Genomic DNA, 20170 nt, shown 5'->3' on the forward strand with positions numbered 1-20170 from the left:
CGCACCCTCTAGCGTCGGCGTCATGCGGATTCGAATCGTCGATGCCTTCACCGACCGCCCCTTCGCCGGCAACCCGGCCGGGGTCCTGCTGCTCGACGCCTTCCCGGAGGACGACTGGCTCCAGAAGGTGGCCATGGAGGTCAATCACGCCGAGACGGCGTTCGCGCACCGGCTGGACACGGGCGGGGAAGCCGACTGGGCGCTGCGGTGGTTCACTCCCGTCGCCGAGGTGGCGATGTGCGGGCACGCCACGCTGGCCACGGCCCACGTGCTGCACAGCACCGGCGCCCACGAGGGGCCCGTGCGGTTCGCCACCCGCAGTGGCGTCCTCGTCGCCACACCCCGCGAGGACGGCTCCCTCACGCTCGACTTCCCGACCGCTCCGCTCACGCCGGTCGAGGTGCCGGACGGAGTCGCGCAAGCCCTCGGCGCCGAGCCGCTCGCCGCCTTCGACACCGGCCCGAACGTCGGCGACCTGCTCATCGAACTCGCCGACGAGAAGACGGTCCACGCCCTGACCCCCGACCACAAGGCCCTCGGCGCCTACTCCGAGCGCGGCATCATCGCCACCGCCCGCGCCGAGGACCCCACCCGGGGCTACGACTTCGTCTCCCGCTGTTTCTTCCCGAACGTCGGCATCGACGAGGACCCCGTCACCGGCAGCGCCCACACGGCCCTCGCTCCCTTCTGGTCCGAGCGCCTCGGCCGGGCCGAACTCACCGGCCTGCAGGCCTCACCGCGCTCCGGCCGCGTCCGCACCGAACTGCGCGGCGACCGCACCCTGCTGAGCGGCAGCGCGGTGACCGTCATCGAGGGGGAGTTGATCGCCTAGGCGGGTCGGCATTCGGTCATGCCAGGCCGGCATTGGGTCGGCAGGGCCGGCATACGGTCGGCAGGGCCGACCAGCCATGACGAAGGGGGCGTACGAGGCCGTCGTACGCCCCCTCGACGAGGCTCACGCCGTCGGCAGCCACCCCACCTTCCCGGCCAGCAGCGCATACCCCACGAACGCCCCTATGTCGAGCAGGGAATGCGCCACGACCAGGGGACCCACCCGACCCCAGCGCCGGTACAGGTAGACGAACACCACGCCCATCGCCATATTGCCCAGGAAGCCGCCGATGCCCTGGTAGAGGTGGTAGGAGCCGCGCAGTACGGAACTGGCCATCAGCGCGGTGCCGGGCGTCCAGCCCAACTGGCCCAGTCGGCGCAGCAGATAGCCGACCACGATGACCTCTTCGAGGATCGCGTTCTGCAGGGCGGACAGGATCAGCACCGGGTACTTCCACCACACGTCGGGCAGGGCCTCGGGCACCACGGTGAGGTTGAAGCCGAGTCCACGGGCGGCCAGGTAGAAGGCGATTCCGGTGCTGCCGATCACCGCAGCGACGGCCGCTCCACGGCCGAGGTCCGGCCAGGGGCGAGTGCGGTCGAAGCCGAGGGTGCGCAGGCTCTGTCCCTCGCGCAGCAGGAAGTGCGCGACGAGGGCGACGGGAATCAGCGCAGTGGTGATTCCGAAGAGCTGCCAGGCGAGATCCAGCCAGGGCCGGCCCGGCGCGGCCGAGGCGTTGAGGGTGGCTGCCTGATCCTTCAGACCGCCCGGTTTGGTGACCGAACCGATAAAACTGATCAGGGCGGACACACCGCTCGCACCGAGCGAAAGCCCCAGAACGAGCAGCGTCTCATCACGGAGAATCCGTCGCTCGGGCCGCTCGTGCGGAAAAGAATCGGCCACGGGGCCTGCCTCGCCCTGCACTCCTGCCTCCAGTTGAGTAATCCCGCCTCATCCTCATCACCGCGCCGCTAGGGTCTCGAAAGCAGTTACGAAGACCGTGCGCGACAGGCCGTTGGGGGGACGGGCGCCGTACGGGGCGTACCGCCCCTTTGCCTGCCATACGGCCGGACTCCGGCACGAGGTTCAGCAGGGCAACAGGGAGGGGCACCACCGTCATGGGACGTCACAGCTTGCCCGATCAGTATGGGGCGGGCGGCAGCGCCCCCCGCCGACGCGACCCCCGCCGGCCCGACCCCCGCCGACGGACACGCCGCCGTACGGTGGCCGTCGCGACGGTCCTGGTCCTGGCCGTCGCAGGCGGCATGGCCGCCGCGGTCAAGGGCGGGCTGCTCTCCTTCGGCTCCTCCTGCCAGGACGACCCGGTGCGGCTGACCCTGGCCGTCTCCCCCGACCTGGCCCCCGCCCTCGAAGCGGCGGCGAAGCAGGCCCGGGACGCCGACCTCACCTCCGACGGCCGGTGCGTCGCCGTGACGGTGAGCGCGCAGGAGCCGTACAAGGTCGCGGACACGCTCCTGGCGGGCGAGGACCCCGACGCGCAGGTGTGGGTCCCGGACTCGGATGTGTGGATCCAGCGGCTCACGGCGGACGGCGGCACGGCCCAGGTCTCCACGGTGGGCCAGGTCGCCTCCACGCCGGTCGGGGTGGCGATGGTGCCCGCGGCGGCGAAGTCGCTGGGGTGGCCGAAGAAGACGTACGGCTGGCTGGAGCTGGCCGGTGCCGGCCTGCGCGACGACTCACTGCGCCTCGGCGCGGCCGACCCCACCCGCAGCGCGACGGGGCTGCTCGCCCTCACCCGGCTGAGCTCGGCCGCCGCCGGGGTCGAGGGTGGGGACATCCAGGCCGCGGCGCTGATGAAGGCGCTGTCGCAGCGCGTCTCCGACAGTGACGGCCAGGTCCTGGACACCCTGCCGCGCGACTCCTCCGGCACGGAGCAGGGCAACCCGAAGCGGAACCAGGCGCTGGTCGTCAGCGAGCAGACGGCGTACACGTACAACTCCAGGGCGGACGGCGGCAGCCTGGACTTCTTCCATCCGAAGGACGGCTCGCCCCGGCTCGACTACCCGTACACGCTCCTCGAAGAGACGGGGCTGACGACCGACGAGAGCCGGGCCGCGATCCGGTTCATGAGCTACCTGCGTGATCCCCGACAGCAGCGGCTGCTGGAGCGGTACGGCTTCCGGACCTCCGACGACGAGGTCTCGGACGCTCTGGTCGCTCGGGCCGGTGGCAGCAGCCCGCAGCCGTACGCCAAGCCGCCGGGCCGGCCGGCCTCGGAGGTCGCCCTCCAGGAGGCGCTCGGGGTGTGGACGATCACCGTGCAGAGCGCGCGGATCACGACGGTCGTGGACGCCTCCGCGTCCATGTCCGAGCCGGTTGCGGGCACGGGGCGGTCCCGGATGGACGTCACCAAGGCGTCGCTGCTCCAGGCTCTCGCCACGTTCACGCCCGACGACGAGGTCGGTCTGTGGGACTTCTCCACCAAGCTGGACGGCGACAAGGACTACCGCGTCCGCGTGCCGACCGAGCGGCTCGGCGCCCCGAAGGGCGAGGGCACCCAGCGCGACCGCCTGTCCACGGCGTTCGGCGACCTGGCGCCGGTGCCCAACGGCGCGACCGGCCTGTACGACACCACGCTGGCCGCGTACAAGGAGGCGACGGCCTCCTATGCCAAGGGCAAGTTCAATGCCCTGGTGATCCTCACCGACGGCGTCAACGAAGACCCGGGCAGCATCTCGCGCACCGACCTCATCGCCCAGCTGGAGCGGCTGACCAGCCCTGAGCGCCCGGTCCCCCTCATCATGATCGCCGTCGGCCCCGACGCCGACCGCGAGGGGGCCGACCGCATCGCCGAGGCGACGGGAGGCTCGGGCCACGAGGTGACGGACCCGTCCCAGATCCAGTCGGTGATCCTCAAGGCGATCGTCGAGGCGGGGACCCCGGGCAGGCAGGGCTGACGGACCTGACTCGGCCGGGCGCCCCGGCATTCGTCCCGGCCGGGCGCCTCGGCGTTCGTCCCGGCCGTCACCCCAGCGGCACCGGCTCCAGCAACCCCACCGGCCAGGTGTGCACCGGATCCCCGCGGTGCATCAGCTCGCGGTACCGGCGGGTCGTCGCCGCCAGTGCCGCCTCCCGGCTCAGCCCCGACTCCAGTGCCCGATGGAAGGTGGCCGACTGCCAGGACGCCCCGTTCATGCGCCTGCGGCACCGCTCCTCGATGACCCCGAGGTAGAGATCCCGGTCGGCCGACTCGACTCCCCACGCCTCCAGGCCGACCTCGGCCAGCGGCAGCAGCTCGTCGCGTACGAGGCTCACCGCGTCGACCTCGGTCGTCCCGCCGTACCGCCCCCGACGGGGCCAGCGCAGCCGCGCGTCGATGCCGTACTTGCACGCCGCGTCGAAGTTGGCGGCCGCCGCCTCGAAGGGCATCCGGGTCCACACCGGCCGTGACTCCTCGGCGAGGGCGCGGACGACGCCGTAGTAGAAGGCCGCGTTGGCGATGACGTCCGTGACAGTGGGCCCGGCAGGCAGCACGCGGTTCTCCACGCGCAGATGCGGGACGCCGTCGGCGATGCCGTAGACCGGGCGGTTCCAGCGGTACACGGTGCCGTTGTGCAGGACGAGTTCGGCGAGCTTGGGTACGCCGCCGGCGTCGAGGACGGCGAGCGGGTCCTCGTCGTCGCAGATCGGCAGCAGGGCCGGGAAGAAGCGCAGGTTCTCCTCGAAGAGGTCGTACGCGGAGGAGATCCACCGCTCCCCGAACCAGGTGCGCGGCCGTACGCCCTGGGCCTGGAGCTCGGGCGGGCGGGTGTCGGTGGACTGCTGGAACAGCGGTGGGCGGGACTCGCGCCACAGCTCCCGCCCGAAGAGGAAGGGCGAGTTGGCGCCCACGGCGACCTGAGCCGCGGCGACCGCCTGGGCCGCGTTCCACACGTCGGCGAAGCGGCCCGGGGTGACCTGGAGGTGCAGCTGCACGGAGGTGCAGGCGGCCTCGGGTGCGATCGACTTCGACGTGCACGTCAGATGCTCCACGCCGTCGATGTCGAGCGTGAAGTCCTCGCCGCGGGCGGCCACGATCTGGTCGTTCAGGAGGGCGTAGCGATCGACGTCGGAGAGGTTCGAGGAGACCAGGTCGTCGCGGTCGAGGGTCGGCAGAATGCCGATCATCACGATTCCCGCGTCGAGCTCACCGGCTTTTCGGTCGGCATATGCCAGTGATGTACGGAGTTCCTCGGCGAGCCGGTCGAATACCCGCCCCTGCAATCGATGTGGGGCTATGTTGACTTCCAGATTGAACATGGCGAGTTCTGTTTGGAAGTCGCGGCTCGCGATCCGCTCGAGTACCTGTCCATTCAACATTCTTGGCATACCGTCGGCACCGGTGAGATTCAACTCGATCTCCAGCCCCATGAGGTTCTTGGGGCGGTCGAACCGCTTCGCCTCCAGCAGCCGCTCCAGACCCGTCAGGCACTGCCGCAGCTTGTGGCGGTAGCGCTGGCGATCGGACAGATCGAACCGACCTGCCACGACCTTCTCCCCCATCGAAGCTTCCCTCCTCGGATGGGCGGACTCTAGGGCCCGCCCGGCGGATCCGGCCGCCGGTCTCCCGGGTCAGGTGGGATGATGCCCAGCCGAAGCGATCGATAACGTCCCGCGCGAGGCCGACGCCCGCTAGGCTGTCGGAGGTGACCGGCGGCACATTCACCAGGCATGGACCACTGTGCAGTTTCGGTCGGCTCACGAACTCGTGAAAAACGCCGATGACAATTGGCCGACCGCAGCCGGGGCATTTTCCGAGGTCATCGCCGCAGGACCGGCTGGGAATCGGGATGATTCCCGCATATCGCCGACCGAATGAACCCTTGCCGGGTGCACCAAAAGCGGTTAGACGAAACACCGTCTGAACACTCGTCGTATAAACTCCGCAATCAAGGCAGAGGGTTGGCGCCCGCGGTCCAGGACCTGCCGTCCAGGTGACGTACGGCAGGCCTCACCCACGTCTCTCGCTCACAGACCCCGGCCCCCGCCTCTCTGACCTTCGTGAGCTGACAGCGCCGTCCGCCCCCGCCACGCCCTCGCGCCACCGTGCCTGTCGAACGAGAGAGGCGACCCACCATGCCGCTGCATGTCCCCCCGGCTCCCGCGCCCGCACTTCGCTCCGTCCTGACCGCACTCAGCTCGCCCACCGCGGTCCTCGAGGCCCGAACTCCCTCCCTGCGCGCCGCCCAGGGGCCCGCGACCCCCGAACTCCCGCTGCCCGTCCATGTCGTGGACGAGATCACCCCGGCAGGGGTGGCCGCGACCCGACTGGCCGGCTGGCGTTTCCTGATCCGCTGCGGCGACCGCGCGGTGGCCGCGGCCGAGACCCGGCTGACCCCGGACGGCTGGGCCTTCTCGCACTTCTTCGAGGGCCCCTACATCGCTTCCACCGAGCGGGCGCTGCGCCAGGCAGAGACGATCACGCAGGCCTACCAACCGCGCCTGCTGTCGTTCCCCGCCCTCTACATGCTGACCCTCTGGTTGCACAGCGACTGCACCGCGGACGGCACCACCGGGCACCCCGACGGCACGGACATCCTCGTGCCGCTGGCCCCGGCCCCGCCCGGCATCGCGGCCCACGTGCCGCACCGGGTCGCCGAACTGCTCCCGGTGCTCACACATCGGGCGACCCCGGCTCCACTGCCTCCACTACTCGGTTCGCCCGCCTGACAGCGCACCGCGCGAGCGGCTCCGTACCCCGCTGCCCGATTCCGGGTGGCGGGGTACGGCGCTGTTTGCGGTGGGATCGGAGCGGTGGGATTAGGCTCGTACGGGACAAGAAAAACACGCACACACGAACCGTAAATAACTCGTACGAGCGAGAATGCGCTCGAATGAGCCCCCAAGTCCCCCGACCCCTCCGGACTAGCCCCATCCGACCACTTCGAACCACCCGAAGTGACAGTGCAGTTGGAATGAACCGTCCGCGCTGGCGATGCGTCATCAACCTGTGAGAAGCGGTGCTGCGAAATGCCTGCGGATTCACGCCCGTGGGGCAACACTGGGTTCCGACCGACCAATCACAAACGGGGGGCGGCCATGAACGAAGCTTCACGCCGCGAAACAGACACCACAGCCACTTCACACATCACGACAGAGCGAAAGATCCCATCCATGTGCCAGCACCAGCCACCGTGCCCCTCAGCCGACTCCGCCGACCGGGAATCCGCCCGTCTCGTGGCGCACCACCCGGAGCAGGGATGGAGCCTGCTGTGCAACGGTGTTCTGCTCTTCGAGGACACCGGTGAGCTCCTGCCGGACGGTCAGATCATCGCCCCGCACCGTCCGCTGGGCACCGGCAAGGTGATGACCGCCGCGTAAGGCCTGCCGGCGGACCACGCCGGAGAGCCCGCACCACCGGGCGCCGAGACGGACGCCCGGCGTACCCCAGGGGCCGGTCGCAGACCCTGACTGCGAGCCGGCCCCGATGTGTGTCCGGGGCCGGTCACCCACCGTAGTCGGGGCCTACTTCAGTGCTTCCCGCAGCGCGAAGTACGCCGCCTTCGGACGCAGTTGCTCGTCCCAGGGCAGCGCCGCGCCCTGGCCCTCGAAGAACGCCGGGATCCAGCTGTACTTGTCGGTGTAGTCCCAGATCGTGAGCCCCACGCACCGGCGCACCGCGAGGCAGGCGTCGGTCAGGTCCGCGTACCAGTCGGCCTGCTGGGCCAGCTTCTCCTCGGTCGCGGGGAGGATCATCCGGATGTCCACCTCGGTGAGCGAGGTGTCGAGTCCGAGCCTGGCGAAGCGCCGGAGGTTGTCCTCCAGCGTGGTCGGATAGCCGTACTGGAGCGCCAGATGGGCCTGGAGGCCGATGCCGTCGAGCGGTACGCCCTCGGCCTTCAGCTCCTTGGCGAGGTTGTAGTAGGCGTCGCTCTTCGGGCCGATCGACTCGATGTTGTAGTCGTTGAGGTAGAGCTTCACCTTCGGGTCGGCCTGGCGGGCCCAGCGCAGGGCGTCGGCGATGTAGCCGGGGCCGAGCGTCTTGTAGAAGATCGTCTCGCGGTACGTGCCGTCCTCGTTGAACGCCTCGTTGACGACGTCCCAGGCGAAGACCTTGCCCCGGTAGTGCCGTACCTCCGTCTGGATGTGCTTCTTCAGTACGGCCCGCAGCTCGGTGGCCGTCCACTCGCGGCCGGTCAGCCAGCCGGGCAGCTGGCTGTGCCAGACGAGGGTGTGGCCGCGTACCTTCTGGCGGTTGGCGCGGGCGAGGTCGACGATCTCGTCGCCCTCGGAGAAGTCGAACACGCCCTGCTGGGGCTCGGTGGCGTACCACTTCATGCCGTTGCCCGGCGTGATCTGGTCGAACTCGCTGCCGAGGATCGCCTTGTACGGCTCGTCGACGAGCTCGGGGTTGTCGGTGGCGCTGCCGAAGTAGCGGCCGTGGCGCTCGGCGAGGTCGGCGAGGGTGGGCTGCTTGCCGTGCCGTTCGTCCGCCTGCGCCGCCGGGCCGGTGGCCACGCCGGCCGCGACCAGTACGGCGGCGAGGGCCCCGGCGAGTCTGAGCCGGGTGCGGGAGCGGGTGGTCGTACTGCGCATGGTGCGACTCCTCACGGATCGGTGGTGTGTCGAGCCGTACGTCCGCCTGCGCGCGTCATCCCTTGGTGGCGCCGGCGGTGAGGCCGCCGACGAGCTGGCGCTCGGCGACCGAGTAGAAGGCGAGGGCGGGGACCATGGCCAGCACGAGGTAGGCGAACACGCGTGCGTAGTCCGCCGAGTACTGGCCCTGGAACTGCTGGACGCCGATGGGCAGGGTCCACCAGGTCGAGTCGGTGAACACCAGAAGCGGCAGGAAGAAGTTGTTCCAGCTGGTGACGACGGCCAGGACCGAGACCGTGCCGAGCGCCGGTCGTGCCATGGGCAGCAGGACCCGCCAGAAGAACCCGAGCGGTCCGCACCCGTCCACCGTGGCGGCCTCCTCCAGCTCGCCGGGGATCTCCCGGAAGAAGCCGCGCAGGATGATGATCGTCATCGGCAGCCCGAAGGCGGCCTGCGGAAGGATCACGCCCAGCGGGTTGTCGAGCAGCCCCATGGAACGCAGCAGCAGGAACAGCGGCAGGGCCGCCACCGCGAAGGGGAACATCAGCCCCATCGTGAACAGCGTGAACAGCAACTCCCGCCCACGGAAGGCGAATCGGGCGAAGGAGAAGGCGGCCAGCGCGGACACGGCGACCACCAGCACGGTCGTCGCCACCGCGATCAGCGTGCTGTTGCCGACCAGCCGCCAGAAGTCGCCCGAGCCCAGGATGTCGCCGTAGTTGGAGAGCACCCACGGTCCGGGCAGCCCGACGGGGTTGCGGGAGAGCTGGTCGGTGGACTTGAAGCCGGACAGGGCGGCGTACAGCAGCGGGAGGCCCATGACGGCGCCGACCACGCCGAGGATCAGGTGCAGGGGCAGGCTCTTCCGGCCCGGCTTCGCCGGCTTGCCCGACCTGCTCGGCTTGCTCAGCTTGCTCGGCTTGGCCGACTTGCCCAACGTGGCCGTCACTTGGCGTCTCCCCTCATCGTCGTGGTGGCCCCTTCGAGGTCGCGGCGGAGCACGAACCGCTGGTAGGCGAGGGCGAAGACGAGGCTGATGCCGAACATGACCACGCTGATCGCGCTGGCGTAGCCGACCTGGTAGCGCTTGAAGCCGTACTGGAACATGGTCACGGCCATGGTCTCGGAGTGGTGGTCGGGGCCGCCCGCGGTGGTGACCCAGACCAGGTCGAAGAGCTGGATCGCCCCGATGACGGACAGGAAGACGCTGATGCGCAGGGTGGGCGCGAGCAGCGGCAGGGTGACACTGCGGAAGCGCTGCCAGGCGTTCGCGCCGTCGATCAGCGCGGCCTCGGTCAACTCCCGGGGGATGGACTGGAGTCCGGCCAGGTAGAGCATCATGTGGAAGCCGAAGTACTTCCACGTCATGACCAGGAAGAGCGTCGCCATCACCATGGACGGGTCGGCGAACCACTCGCCGCCCAGCCCGTCCAGCCCGACGTGGCCCAGGAGCTGGTCGGCGAGGCCGTCGTCGGGGGCGAAGATCATGCTGAACAGCACGCCCGTGATGGCCTCGGACAGCACGTACGGCGCGAAGAACAGCATCCGGTACACGGCACGGCCGCGCAGTCTCTGGTTGAGCAGTACGGCCATGGCGAGCGCGAACGGCAGCTGGACGGCGACCGACAGCACGACCAGGACCAGGCAGCGCCACAGGTCCCCGAGGAAGACCGGGTCCTGGAAGAGCCGGGTGAAGTTGTCGGTGCCGATGTAGTCGGACGGCATGCCGAAGCCGCCCCAGCGGAAGAAGGCCGCGTACAGCGCGAACAGGATCGGCAGCAGCACCAGGACGAGGAAGAGCACCAGGGCGGGCACCTGGAACGCGACCGCGGTGAGCCAGTGCAGTGCGCGCCGCCGGGCCCGCCCCTTGGCCGCGCCGGCGGACATGGGCGGGACGTCGACGTCGGGGCCGGTCCGCTTGTCCGGCAGGAACGTGGAGGTCATCGCCGGCTACTGCTCTTCCTTCGCGGCCTGTGTGATGGACTCGGTGACCTGCTGGGGGGACTTGGACCCGGCGATGAGCGCGGCCACGCTGTCGTTGACCTCCTGGCCCACGGCGGGCGCGTACGCCTGGTCGAGATAGAGCTGGAAGCCGGTGGCGCCCTTCAGCTGCGCCTGTACGGCCTTGATGTTGGGGTCGGCGATGGCGCTCTCGGCCGCCGGGACCACGGGGAGAACGCCGGTCTTCTTGACCAGCTCCACGTCCGTCGCCTCGGAGGCGAAGAACTTCAGGAAGTCGACGGCGGCCTGCGGGGCCCCGCTGCGCAGGGCGTGCCCGCCGCCCCCGCCGAACACCTCGGTGATCGCACCCTTGCCGCCGTCGACCGCCGGGAAGGGGAAGAAGCCGAGGTCGTCACCGAGGCCCTTGCCGGAGTCCGCCTGCACGACCGGGGCCCACTGGCCCATGAGTTCCATCGCCGCCTTGCCGTTGCCGACGGCCGCGGCCTGGCCGGTGGGGGTGGAGTAGGCGGCGCCGAGGAAGCCCTTTTGGAACGGCTGGAGGTCGACGAGCTCCTGGAGGTGCTGACCGGCCTGGACGAAGGGGTCGCCGGTGAAGTCCTTGTCGTCGTAGGCCTTCTGCAGGGCGGCGGCGCCGGCGGTGCGCATCGCGAGGTAGGCCCAGTAGTACATGCCGGGCCACTTCTCCTTGCCGGCCAGGGCCAGCGGCGTGGTGCCCTTCGCCTTCAGCTCGCGCACGGCGTCGAGGAAGCCGCTCCAGGTGGTCGGCGGCTCGGTGATGCCGGCGTCCTTGAAGAGCGCCTTGTTGTACCAGAAGCCGATCATGCCCATGTCGAACGGGATGCCGTACACCTTCTCGTCGAGGAGGTACGGCTCCTTGGCGACCGGCAGCAGGCTGCCGGCGAAGTCCTTGGTCCGGTCGGTGAGGTCCTCGACGAGGCCTGCGTCGACCTGCTGCCTGAGTACGCCGCCGCCCCAGGTGTGGAAGATGTCGGGCAGCTTCCCGGAGGCGGTCAGTGCCGTCATCTTGGATTTGTAGGCGTCGTTCTCCATCTGGACGATCTTTATCTTCACCTTGGGGTTCTGGGCCTCGAACTTCTTGGCCAGCGCCGCCCAGACGCCCTTGGTCGGCTCGGTGGTGGAGATGTTCCACCACTCGATGGTGGTCGTCCCGTCCGACGACCCTCCGTCCGAGTCGCCGCCGCAACCGCTCAGTGCCGTCATGCCCAGACCGGCTGCGGCGGAGGCGGCGAGGAAGCCGCGGCGGGACAGTCCCGGGTCGCCCATCATGCGCTCCTTGAGTACGGGACGGCCCGTCCACGGCCGTCCACTGGATCGAAAGTTTCGGAGTTGATCCAGAAAGCTGCGTTGTTGCCGCACCCTAAGGACAGCTGCCAAACGGTGGCAACCCCTTGTACGCGGTGAATCTGCCGCCAACTGTCATGGCGGCCCCGCCGACCCCGCCCCTGCACTGCCGCACGGGGCCTAGGCGGACCGTCACTCTCAGCCTTCCCCCGCTGACGGCGCCCCCTGAAGGCGGGCCCCTGCCGCTACCCAACGACCACACGGCGCACCGAAACATTCGACCTGTCGGACGAACATTACGGAGCGAACTCCAGAAAGGGCACGGCACCTCCGGGCGAGGCTTGGGCCGCCTCTCGCCGGAGGCGAGTCGGGGAGGGCGCGCCGGTCACAGGCCGATGTGGCGGCTGCGGATGCCGTCCAGGGACTCGCGGCGGATCAGGAGCCGGGCATGGCCGTCGTTCACGGCGACTACCGGTGGGCGGCCGACCAGGTTGTAGCCGGAGGCCATGGGCAGGTGCCAGGCACCGGCGGCCGGGATGGGCGAGCAGGTCCCCGGGACGGATGCCGTCGGGGGGCTCGACGTCGGCGGCCACTACGTCGCCCGCCTCGAAGTGGCGGCCCACCACGGTCACGAGGGTCGGCGCGGCGGAGCTCGGCGGTGCTGTGCCGACCCACCAGCCGGGACGCGTGCCGGACCCCGTACAGGGCGGGACGGGGATTGTCGCTCATGCCGCCGTCGACGGCGACGTACGTGTGCGCGCCGGTGCGCTTGACGGCGAGCACGTGGTGGAGCGCGACGCCCGCCGGGCCCGCTACCGCCCGCCCGGGTTCGATGATGAGGCGGGGCACCGCGAGCCCCGCTGCCGTGCACGCCTCGGTCAGCTCCGCACGCAGCTTGCGGGCCAGCAGGGTCAGGTCCAGGGCCGCTTCACCGGGCCGGTAGGCGATGCCGTGACCGCCGCCCAGGTCGAGTTCGGGCAGGACCAGACCGTGCTGTTCGTGCAGCCGGGCCACGAGGCCGACAAGGCGCCGTACGGCGGCCCGGGCCCACACCCCCCGCCCAACTCGCCGCGCGAGCACCGCACGGACCCCGCCCGCACCATGACGCTGGGTATCCACCGGCAGCAAGCCGCCCGCTCGTCCCCCGTACAGCCCAACAAGGCACACACAAGGCCCCGAGCTCGATTGTTGATGTGCAGCCAACGCCTACCCGGCCAGTCTTAACGGAAGCTTGACGCTGAGCGCCCCCCGATCCGTGGGCCCATGCGTCACTCTCTGCATACGCTGGTGCGGCCGTCCGCGTGATGGCCGGAACCCTACGCAGAGCCGCACATCAGGAGCACGCCGATGGCCGCCACGACCGAACACCCGCCGCCCAGTCGCCTGCGCGCCTGGATGCTGCAGGGGCTGTCCGACATGGGCAAGGGCCACGGTCCCCAGGGCCCGCACGCCGAGCCGGAGCCCGCCCCCAAGGGCCAGCCCTGGTACCGCGTCATGTGCCTCACCGGCGTCGACTACTTCTCGACCCTCGGCTACCAGCCTGGCATCGCGGCCCTCGCGGCCGGTCTGCTCTCCCCGATCGCGACCATCGTGCTGGTGATCGTCACCCTGGCCGGCGCCCTGCCCGTCTATCGCCGCGTGGCCGAGGAAAGCCCGCACGGCGAGGGCTCGATCGCGATGCTGGAGCGACTGCTGTCCTTCTGGAAGGGCAAGCTCTTCGTCCTGACCCTGCTCGGCTTCGCCGCCACCGACTTCCTGATCACCATCACGCTGTCGGCCGCGGACGCCTCGACCCACCTGGTCGAGAACCCGCACCTGGAAAGCGCCCTGCACGACAAGCAGCTGCTGATCACCCTGATCCTGGTCGCGTTGCTCGGCGCGGTGTTCCTCAAGGGCTTCCTGGAGGCGATCGGCGTCGCCGTCGCCCTGGTCGCCGTCTACCTCGCGCTGAATGCCGTCGTCGTGGTCGTCGGCCTGTACCACGTCCTCACCGAGGAGCACGTGGTCACCGACTGGTCCAACGCCCTGACGGCCGAGCACGGCAACGTCTTCGTCATGATCGGCGTCGCCCTGATCGTCTTCCCCAAACTCGCCCTCGGCCTCTCCGGTTTCGAGACCGGCGTCGCCGTGATGCCGCACGTCAAGGGCGATGCGGGCGACACCGAGGTGCGTCCGACGGGGCGGATCCGGGACACGAAGAAGCTGCTGACCGCTGCCGCGCTCATCATGAGCGTCTTCCTGATCGCCACCAGCTTCATCACCACCCTGCTGATCCCGGAGAAGGAATTCGAGTCGGGCGGCCAGGCCAACGGCCGCGCGCTCGCCTTCCTCGCGCACGAGTACCTCGGCGGCGCCTTCGGCACGGTCTACGACGTCTCGACGATCGCCATCCTGTGGTTCGCCGGCGCGTCGGCGATGGCCGGCCTGCTGAACCTGATGCCGCGCTACCTGCCCCGCTACGGCATGGCCCCGCACTGGGCCAGGGCCGTCCGCCCCATGGTCATCGTCTTCACCCTGGTCGCCTTCCTGGTGACCTGGATCTTCGACGCCGACGTCGACGCCCAGGGCGGCGCCTACGCCACCGGCGTACTGGTCCTGATCAGCTCCGCGGCCATCGCCGTGACCATCGCCGCCCGCAAGGCCGGCCAGCGCAACTGGACCATCGGCTTCGCGGTCATCTCGGCGGTGTTCCTCTACGTGACCGTCGTGAACGTCATCGAGCGCCCCGACGGCGTGAAGATCGGCGCCTGCTTCATCGCCGGCATCATCCTCATCTCGCTGCTCTCCCGGCTGCTGCGCGCCTTCGAGCTCCGCGTGACCAGCGTGACGCTGGACGACATGGCGGAACGATTCGTCAGGGACATCGCCAGCCGCAGGATCCGGTTCATCGCCAACGAGCCGGACCGCCGGGACAAGGCCGAGTACCGCGACAAGATCGAGCAGATCCGGGCGGACAACGACGTCCCGGAGCAGGAGGACTTCGTCTTCGTGGAGGTCACGGTCACCGACCCGTCCGAGTTCGAGGCGGGCCTGACCGTACGCGGCGAGGTCCTGCACAACCGCTACCGCGTCCTCACCCTGGAGTCCTCCTCCATCCCCAACGCCCTGGCCGCCCTGCTCCTGCACGTCCGCGACACGACCGGCTGCATCCCGCACATCTACTTCGAGTGGACCGAGGGCAATCCCTTCGCCAACTTCCTGCGCTTCTTCCTCTTCGGCCAGGGCGAGGTCGCCCCGGTCACCCGCGAGGTGCTCCGCGAGGCCGAGCCGGACCGGGATCGCAGGCCACGGGTACACACCGGCTGAAACGGCCGCAGCCATCAGGATCGCGTCAAGGTTGAACCGTATGGCGTCAGAGCGCCGTGAGCGGTGAGCCGTTCCGGCGCCGGGGCCCCTACCGTCAGCACTGTGCCGTCCGGAGGAAGTAGACCGCGTCCGGCCCCGACCGGCGACCGCCACTGGCGCGTCAACGCCCGATTCGCCATGGGCTGCGCTCTGGCCTTCCTCAGCATGGCCCTGCTCGTCGACTACGACGCGCAGACCCTGACCCCGCCCCGGGCCCTGCTGTGGCTGGTGCTGACGGCCCTGGTCTTCGCGATCCTGCTCCCGCAGCGCGTGACCGCGGGCCCGGGCTGGCTGGCGGTGCGTGGCCTCGTACGACGGCAGTCGGTGCGCACGGACGCGCTGGTGACGGTACGGCAGCACGGTGACATCTCCGCGCACCTGACCCTGTGGGACACGGACGGCCGCCGCCTGGAACTGGACCCACGGATCCTTGTCGCCAACCCGCTGCTGTGGCACGAGCTGGACACCGGGGTACGCCGTTCACGCCAACGCGGGACGCTGCGTGAAGGAGCGGACGTACTGGAGCGGCTGGGGCATCAGATCGACGACGCGACGGCGCAGGCGGTGCTCAAGGCGTCAGGGATCTCCTGAGCTCCGCACTACGGTAGGGACCGCCACAAAAGCCACAACTAACAACACACCCCCACACCTCCCACCGTCAGCGAGGCGTTCCGCATGACCCTGAGCATCCGCAACCAACTCCCCGGCACGATCACGGCCATCACCCCCGGCGAGGTCATGGCAACGGTGAAGCTCCGCCTCAACGGCGGCCAGGACCTCACCGCGGCGATCACCCTGGAGGCCGTCGAGGACCTCGGCCTGGCCGAAGGCACCGCCGTGAAGGCCCTCGTGAAAGCGACGGAGATCTCCCTCGCCACGGCCCCGATCGACGGTCTGTCCATCCGCAACCAACTCCCCGGCACGATCACCGGCATCGCCACCGGCGGCGCGATGGCGTCGGTCAAGATCGCCGTGGAGGGCGGCGCTCTGACCGCGGCCATCACCAGGGACGCCACCACCGACCTCGCCCTCGCCCCCGGAGCCCCCGTCGTCGCGCTGGTCAAGGCGACGGAAGTTGCCCTGAAGACCGCCTGAAGCAGAAAGGCTCCGCCCGGCCAGGTACGGCCAGTGCGGAGCCCTTCATTCACCTAGGTCTCTACGGGAGGTCCCTCGGTAAGTCAGTCCTCGTACGCGTCCAGCGGCGGGCAGGAGCACACGAGGTTGCGGTCACCGAAGGCCTGGTCGATCCGGCGCACCGGCGGCCAGTACTTGTCGGCAACGGACACCCCCGCCGGGAACACGGCCTCCTCACGGCCGTAAGCGTGCTCCCACTCCCCGCCCAGCGCCCCGGCGGTGTGCGGAGCATTCCGCAGCGGGTTGTCGTCGGCGGGCCACTCACCCGACCCGACCTTCTCGATCTCCGCTCGGATGGCGATCATGGCCTCGCAGAACCGGTCGAGTTCGATCAGATCCTCGGACTCGGTCGGCTCGATCATCAGCGTTCCGGCCACCGGGAACGACATCGTCGGCGCGTGGAACCCGTAGTCGATGAGCCGCTTGGCCACGTCGTCGACGCTCACTCCGGTCGCCTTGGTCAGCGGCCGCAGGTCGATGATGCACTCGTGCGCGACGAGTCCACCCGGCCCGGTGTAGAGCACCGGGTAGTGCGGCTCCAGCCGCTTGGCGATGTAGTTGGCGGACAGCACGGCCACCTGCGTGGCCCGCTTGAGCCCCTCGCCGCCCATGAGCCGGACGTACGCCCACGAGATCGGCAGGATCCCGGCGGAACCCCAGGGCGCGGCCGAGATCGGCCCGACGCCCGTCTCCGGACCGGCGGCGGGCTGCAACGGGTGGTTCGGCAGATACGGCGCCAGGTGCGCACGCACACCGACCGGCCCGACGCCCGGACCGCCCCCACCATGCGGGATGCAGAAGGTCTTGTGCAGGTTCAGATGCGAGACGTCGCCACCGAAGTGCCCCGGCTTGGCAAGCCCCACCAGGGCATTGAGGTTGGCGCCGTCGACGTACACCTGCCCGCCGGCCTCGTGCACCTGCGCACAGATGTCGGCGACGTGCTCCTCGAACACACCGTGCGTCGACGGGTACGTGATCATCAGCACCGACAGCTCGTCGCGGTACTGCTCGATCTTCGCCCGCAGATCCTCGACGTCGATCTCACCGTCCCCGGCGGTCTTCACGACGACGACCTTCATGCCGGCCATGACGGCGCTGGCGGCATTGGTGCCATGAGCGGAAGACGGAATCAGACACACGGTCCGCTGCTCGTCCCCGTTGGCCCGGTGGTACCCGCGTACGGCGAGCAGCCCGGCCAGCTCCCCCTGCGATCCGGCGTTCGGCTGCAGCGACACCTTGTCGTAGCCCGTGACCTCGGCGAGGCGTTCCTCCAGCTCGCGGATGAGCGTCAGATAGCCCTGCGCCTGCTCGGCCGGCGCGAAGGGGTGCAGCTGCCCGAACTCCGGCCAGGTGACCGGCTCCATCTCGGTCGTCGCGTTGAGCTTCATCGTGCAGGACCCGAGCGGGATCATGCCCCGGTCCAGCGCGTAGTCGCGGTCGGCGAGCCTGCGCAGGTAACGCAGCATCGCGGTCTCGGAGCGGTTCTGGTGGAAGACGGGGTGGGTGAGGTACTCGTCGCTGCGCAGCAGCCCGCCAGGAAGGGCCTCCTCGGTCACCGCGTCCAGCGCCTCGATGTCACCCTCGACCCCGAACGCCGTCCATACGGCGCCCAGTTGGGCCCGCGTGGTGGTCTCGTCGCAGGCGACGGACACGTGGTCGGCGTCGACGAGGTGGAGGTTGACGCCGTTCTGCCGGGCGGCGGCGACGATCTCGGCGGCCTTCGCGGGCACGCGCACCGTCAGCGTGTCGAAGTAGGAACCGTGCACGACCTCGACCCCACCCGCCGTGAGCCCGGCGGCGAGGACGGAGGCGTACCGATGCGTCCGGCGGGCGATGCCCTTCAGCCCCTCCGGCCCGTGGTACACGGCGTACATCCCGGCCATCACGGCGAGCAGCACCTGAGCGGTGCAGATGTTGCTGGTCGCCTTCTCCCGCCGAATGTGCTGCTCACGCGTCTGCAGGGCCAGCCGGTAAGCCTTGTTCCCATCGGCATCCACGGACACACCCACAAGCCGCCCCGGCAGGCTGCGCGCGAACTTCTCCTGTACGGCCATGTAACCGGCGTGCGGCCCACCGAAGCCCATCGGCACACCGAACCGCTGCGTCGTCCCGACCGCGATGTCCGCCCCGAGCTCACCGGGCGACGTCAGCAGCGCGAGCGCGAGCAGATCGGCGGCGACGGTGACGAGGGCACCGAGCTCATGGGCCTGCTCGATGACGGGCTTGATGTCCCGTACGACACCGGAGGCGCCCGGGTACTGAAGAAGCACGCCGTTGATCTCACGCGAGGCGATCTCGGCCGGAATACCGTCGCTGAGATCGGCGACGACCACCTCCGCACCAGTCGGCTCGGCACGGGTCTCGATCACCGCGATGGTCTGCGGAAGCACATCCGCGTCGACCAGGAACAGCCCCTTCTTGTTCTTGCCCATACGCCGGGACAGGGCCATGGCCTCCGCCGCCGCCGTCCCCTCGTCGAGCAGAGAGGCACCGGAGGTCGGCAGGCCGGTGAGGTCGGCGACCATGGTCTGGAAGTTCAGCAGGGCTTCGAGCCGGCCCTGCGAGATTTCGGGCTGATACGGCGTGTAAGCGGTGTACCACGCCGGGTTCTCCATGACATTCCGCAGGATGACCGGCGGTGTGAAGGTCCCGTAGTACCCGAGCCCGATCATCGAGTCCAGCACCTGATTGCGATCGGCGAGCGACCGCAACTCGGCGAGCACCTCGGCCTCGGTACGCGCCCCCGGCAGATCAAGGGAGTCGGCGTTCTTGATCACATCCGGCACTGCGGCGGCGGTGAGCTCGTCGAGCGAGCCGTACCCGACATGGGCGAGCATCTTGGCCCGAGCTTCATGATCAGGACCAATATGACGCTGCTCGAAGGGAATCCCCTGTTCGAGCTCGGAGAGCGGAATGCGATGGGCGGTCATTGCGGAGGCCTCCTGGTCTGACACGACCTTCGAGGGGCACCACGGCGCGGGTACCCGGACGGCCTCCCCCTCTGTCATCTCAACCTGAGAGCTTCACCGGGGCACCACAAGGTTCCCGGTTTTCACCGTCGGTGAGAGCGGAAGCCGTCGACACCCGCCCTGCTTTCCAGAGTGACCTCGTCCGTGCGGTACGTGTGCCTGAGAGATTCCGGGGAGGATTTGCTCCTTCGGCGCCTCCGGATGGTGTCCGGAGGACTCTCCCGCACGGGGTCAGCAGCCGCTTGCCAGCCTACCAGCGGGGTCAACGCACGAACCTTCGAGTGGCCGCGCTCCCCAATGTGCCTTTTCGTAGTGCTTACGGATGAGTTGCGACCAAGTGGAGGGCCCGTGCAGACCGACATCGATCCGCGCAATCTGATCGGCCGCAAGGCTTTCGACCGCAACGGCACCAAGATCGGCACCATCGACGAGGTCTACCTCGACGACGCGACCGGAGTGCCGGAATGGGCGGCGATACGCACCGGCCTGTTCTCCCGGGACGCCTTCGTCCCCCTCGAACCCAGCGAGCTGGTCGAGGGCAGCCTCCACGTCCCCTTCGAGCGCGCCCTGATCAAGGACGCCCCCGACTTCGGCGTAGGCCGCCACCTCTCCCCCGAACAGGAACTCCAGCTCTACCACCACTACGGCCTCGACGTGGCCCCTCCCTCCCCACCCCCGGACCGTGACTTCGGCAACCTGGCAGGCACGGAAACCCCAGAAGACAACGGCCCCAGAACGCCACACCCCCACCCCTGACAGCCACGCCAGACACCAACCTCCCCCCAGCCAGCACCACACGACCGCCCGCCCCAACCCGCGCAGCCACGTGCCTCACTACACCGCCGCTAGAACGGGCCGCCCCAGCAGCCGCGGACGACTACAGAACATGCGGCCACGACCGCCCGACGGGCCATCCCAGCAGCCGCAGTAACAACCACAAGCCAACCCGCCCCCGCTCGCACAACTGCGGACACCACGGCACCGCAGACCACCCCGCCAGCCGCAGCCACGGACACCACAGCACGGCCCGCCCCAGCCCACCTAGCCGCGCACACCACCACACCGCGGACCACCACGGCCCGCCCCAGCC

General features: G+C 69.6%; 15 protein-coding genes, 1 pseudogene and 1 riboswitch. Of the genes and pseudogenes, 8 read left to right on the plus strand and 8 right to left on the minus strand.

What is annotated here, in order from left to right:
* Window positions 1-22 precede the first annotated feature (22 nt).
* Entirely contained in the window at window positions 23-832 is an 810-nt protein-coding gene (locus EHO50_RS15255; RefSeq protein ID WP_128430614.1) for a PhzF family phenazine biosynthesis protein, read from the plus strand.
* A 123-nt stretch (window positions 833-955) separates the two neighbouring features.
* Here EHO50_RS15255 and EHO50_RS15260 read toward each other — a convergent pair whose 3' ends face one another.
* Window positions 956-1756, minus strand: coding sequence for a CPBP family intramembrane glutamic endopeptidase (locus EHO50_RS15260; protein WP_128430615.1), 801 nt, complete (start codon window positions 1754-1756; stop codon window positions 956-958).
* 194 nt (window positions 1757-1950) lie between these two features.
* Here EHO50_RS15260 and EHO50_RS15265 point away from each other — a divergent pair, with 194 nt between their 5' ends.
* Window positions 1951-3750, plus strand: coding sequence for a substrate-binding and VWA domain-containing protein (locus EHO50_RS15265; RefSeq protein ID WP_128430616.1), 1800 nt, complete (start codon window positions 1951-1953; stop codon window positions 3748-3750).
* Window positions 3751-3817: 67 nt separating this feature from the next.
* On the opposite strand, the gene EHO50_RS15270 is transcribed toward EHO50_RS15265, so the two are convergent.
* Window positions 3818-5335: a glutamate-cysteine ligase family protein gene (locus tag EHO50_RS15270; RefSeq protein WP_128430617.1), complete on the minus strand. Its 1518-nt coding sequence runs from the start codon at window positions 5333-5335 to the stop codon at window positions 3818-3820.
* Window positions 5336-5908: 573 nt separating this feature from the next.
* On the opposite strand from EHO50_RS15270, the gene EHO50_RS15275 reads away from it, so the two are divergent.
* Together EHO50_RS15275 and EHO50_RS15280 are read left to right on the plus strand one after the other, a co-directional pair.
* Window positions 5909-6502 (plus strand): hypothetical protein, encoded by a 594-nt coding sequence (locus tag EHO50_RS15275; protein WP_128430618.1) that lies wholly within the window; start codon window positions 5909-5911, stop codon window positions 6500-6502.
* Between the two features lie 444 nt (window positions 6503-6946).
* Window positions 6947-7153 (plus strand): DUF5999 family protein, encoded by a 207-nt coding sequence (locus tag EHO50_RS15280; protein WP_030053671.1) that lies wholly within the window; start codon window positions 6947-6949, stop codon window positions 7151-7153.
* A gap of 144 nt (window positions 7154-7297) precedes the next feature.
* On the opposite strand, the gene EHO50_RS15285 is transcribed toward EHO50_RS15280, so the two are convergent.
* The 5 genes and pseudogenes from EHO50_RS15285 to EHO50_RS15305 all read right to left on the minus strand — a co-directional run.
* Window positions 7298-8368: an endo-1,4-beta-xylanase gene (locus tag EHO50_RS15285; RefSeq protein WP_128430619.1), complete on the minus strand. Its 1071-nt coding sequence runs from the start codon at window positions 8366-8368 to the stop codon at window positions 7298-7300.
* A gap of 55 nt (window positions 8369-8423) precedes the next feature.
* On the minus strand, window positions 8424-9188 hold the full coding sequence (locus tag EHO50_RS15290) for a carbohydrate ABC transporter permease (RefSeq protein ID WP_128430726.1): 765 nt from the start codon (window positions 9186-9188) through the stop codon (window positions 8424-8426).
* 125 nt (window positions 9189-9313) lie between these two features.
* Window positions 9314-10312 (minus strand): carbohydrate ABC transporter permease, encoded by a 999-nt coding sequence (locus EHO50_RS15295; protein ID WP_128430620.1) that lies wholly within the window; start codon window positions 10310-10312, stop codon window positions 9314-9316.
* 6 nt (window positions 10313-10318) lie between these two features.
* A complete protein-coding gene (locus EHO50_RS15300; RefSeq protein ID WP_128430727.1) occupies window positions 10319-11614 on the minus strand; it encodes an extracellular solute-binding protein in 1296 nt (431 codons plus the stop codon).
* Window positions 11615-12017: 403 nt separating this feature from the next.
* A pseudogene (locus EHO50_RS15305) lies at window positions 12018-12673 on the minus strand (diaminopimelate decarboxylase family protein); the annotation flags it as partial.
* A 306-nt stretch (window positions 12674-12979) separates the two neighbouring features.
* Here EHO50_RS15305 and EHO50_RS15310 point away from each other — a divergent pair.
* The 3 genes from EHO50_RS15310 to EHO50_RS15320 all read left to right on the plus strand — a co-directional run bounded on the left by EHO50_RS15310 (window position 12980) and on the right by EHO50_RS15320 (window position 16072).
* Complete coding sequence (locus tag EHO50_RS15310; RefSeq protein ID WP_128430621.1) at window positions 12980-14938, plus strand: APC family permease; 1959 nt, start codon at window positions 12980-12982, stop codon at window positions 14936-14938.
* A 177-nt stretch (window positions 14939-15115) separates the two neighbouring features.
* The gene (locus EHO50_RS15315; protein ID WP_246101178.1) at window positions 15116-15568 is read left to right on the plus strand and encodes a hypothetical protein; all 453 of its coding nucleotides are present in this window, start codon (window positions 15116-15118) and stop codon (window positions 15566-15568) included.
* Window positions 15569-15652: 84 nt separating this feature from the next.
* Window positions 15653-16072, plus strand: coding sequence for a TOBE domain-containing protein (locus EHO50_RS15320; RefSeq protein WP_128430623.1), 420 nt, complete (start codon window positions 15653-15655; stop codon window positions 16070-16072).
* Window positions 16073-16155: 83 nt separating this feature from the next.
* Here EHO50_RS15320 and gcvP read toward each other — a convergent pair whose 3' ends face one another.
* Window positions 16156-19041: an aminomethyl-transferring glycine dehydrogenase gene (gcvP, locus tag EHO50_RS15325; RefSeq protein ID WP_128430624.1), complete on the minus strand. Its 2886-nt coding sequence runs from the start codon at window positions 19039-19041 to the stop codon at window positions 16156-16158.
* 176 nt (window positions 19042-19217) lie between these two features.
* A riboswitch (glycine riboswitch) is annotated at window positions 19218-19314 on the minus strand.
* Between the two features lie 114 nt (window positions 19315-19428).
* Here gcvP and EHO50_RS15330 point away from each other — a divergent pair.
* Complete coding sequence (locus EHO50_RS15330) at window positions 19429-19836, plus strand: PRC-barrel domain-containing protein (protein WP_181449617.1); 408 nt, start codon at window positions 19429-19431, stop codon at window positions 19834-19836.
* The last annotated feature ends 334 nt before the right edge of the window (window positions 19837-20170 follow it).

This window comes from Streptomyces cyaneus, assembly GCF_004028635.1.
In the GTDB taxonomy this organism is placed as follows: domain Bacteria; phylum Actinomycetota; class Actinomycetes; order Streptomycetales; family Streptomycetaceae; genus Streptomyces; species Streptomyces cyaneus.

Bases quoted from the DNA above. Each gene is read 5' to 3' on its own strand.
- EHO50_RS15280 (WP_030053671.1), top strand. From the start codon at position 6,947: ATGTGCCAGCACCAGCCACCGTGCCCCTCAGCCGACTCCGCCGACCGG.
- EHO50_RS15275 (WP_128430618.1), top strand. From the start codon at position 5,909: ATGCCGCTGCATGTCCCCCCGGCTCCCGCGCCCGCACTTCGCTCCGTC.
- EHO50_RS15255 (WP_128430614.1), top strand. From the start codon at position 23: ATGCGGATTCGAATCGTCGATGCCTTCACCGACCGCCCCTTCGCCGGC.
- EHO50_RS15300 (WP_128430727.1), bottom strand. From the start codon at position 11,614: ATGGGCGACCCGGGACTGTCCCGCCGCGGCTTCCTCGCCGCCTCCGCC.
- EHO50_RS15285 (WP_128430619.1), bottom strand. From the start codon at position 8,368: ATGCGCAGTACGACCACCCGCTCCCGCACCCGGCTCAGACTCGCCGGG.
- EHO50_RS15295 (WP_128430620.1), bottom strand. From the start codon at position 10,312: ATGACCTCCACGTTCCTGCCGGACAAGCGGACCGGCCCCGACGTCGAC.
- EHO50_RS15290 (WP_128430726.1), bottom strand. From the start codon at position 9,188: ATGGGCCTCCCGCTGCTGTACGCCGCCCTGTCCGGCTTCAAGTCCACC.
- EHO50_RS15320 (WP_128430623.1), top strand. From the start codon at position 15,653: ATGACCCTGAGCATCCGCAACCAACTCCCCGGCACGATCACGGCCATC.
- gcvP (WP_128430624.1), bottom strand. From the start codon at position 19,041: ATGACCGCCCATCGCATTCCGCTCTCCGAGCTCGAACAGGGGATTCCC.
- EHO50_RS15310 (WP_128430621.1), top strand. From the start codon at position 12,980: ATGGCCGCCACGACCGAACACCCGCCGCCCAGTCGCCTGCGCGCCTGG.
- EHO50_RS15315 (WP_246101178.1), top strand. From the start codon at position 15,116: ATGGGCTGCGCTCTGGCCTTCCTCAGCATGGCCCTGCTCGTCGACTAC.
- EHO50_RS15270 (WP_128430617.1), bottom strand. From the start codon at position 5,335: ATGGGGGAGAAGGTCGTGGCAGGTCGGTTCGATCTGTCCGATCGCCAG.
- EHO50_RS15265 (WP_128430616.1), top strand. From the start codon at position 1,951: ATGGGACGTCACAGCTTGCCCGATCAGTATGGGGCGGGCGGCAGCGCC.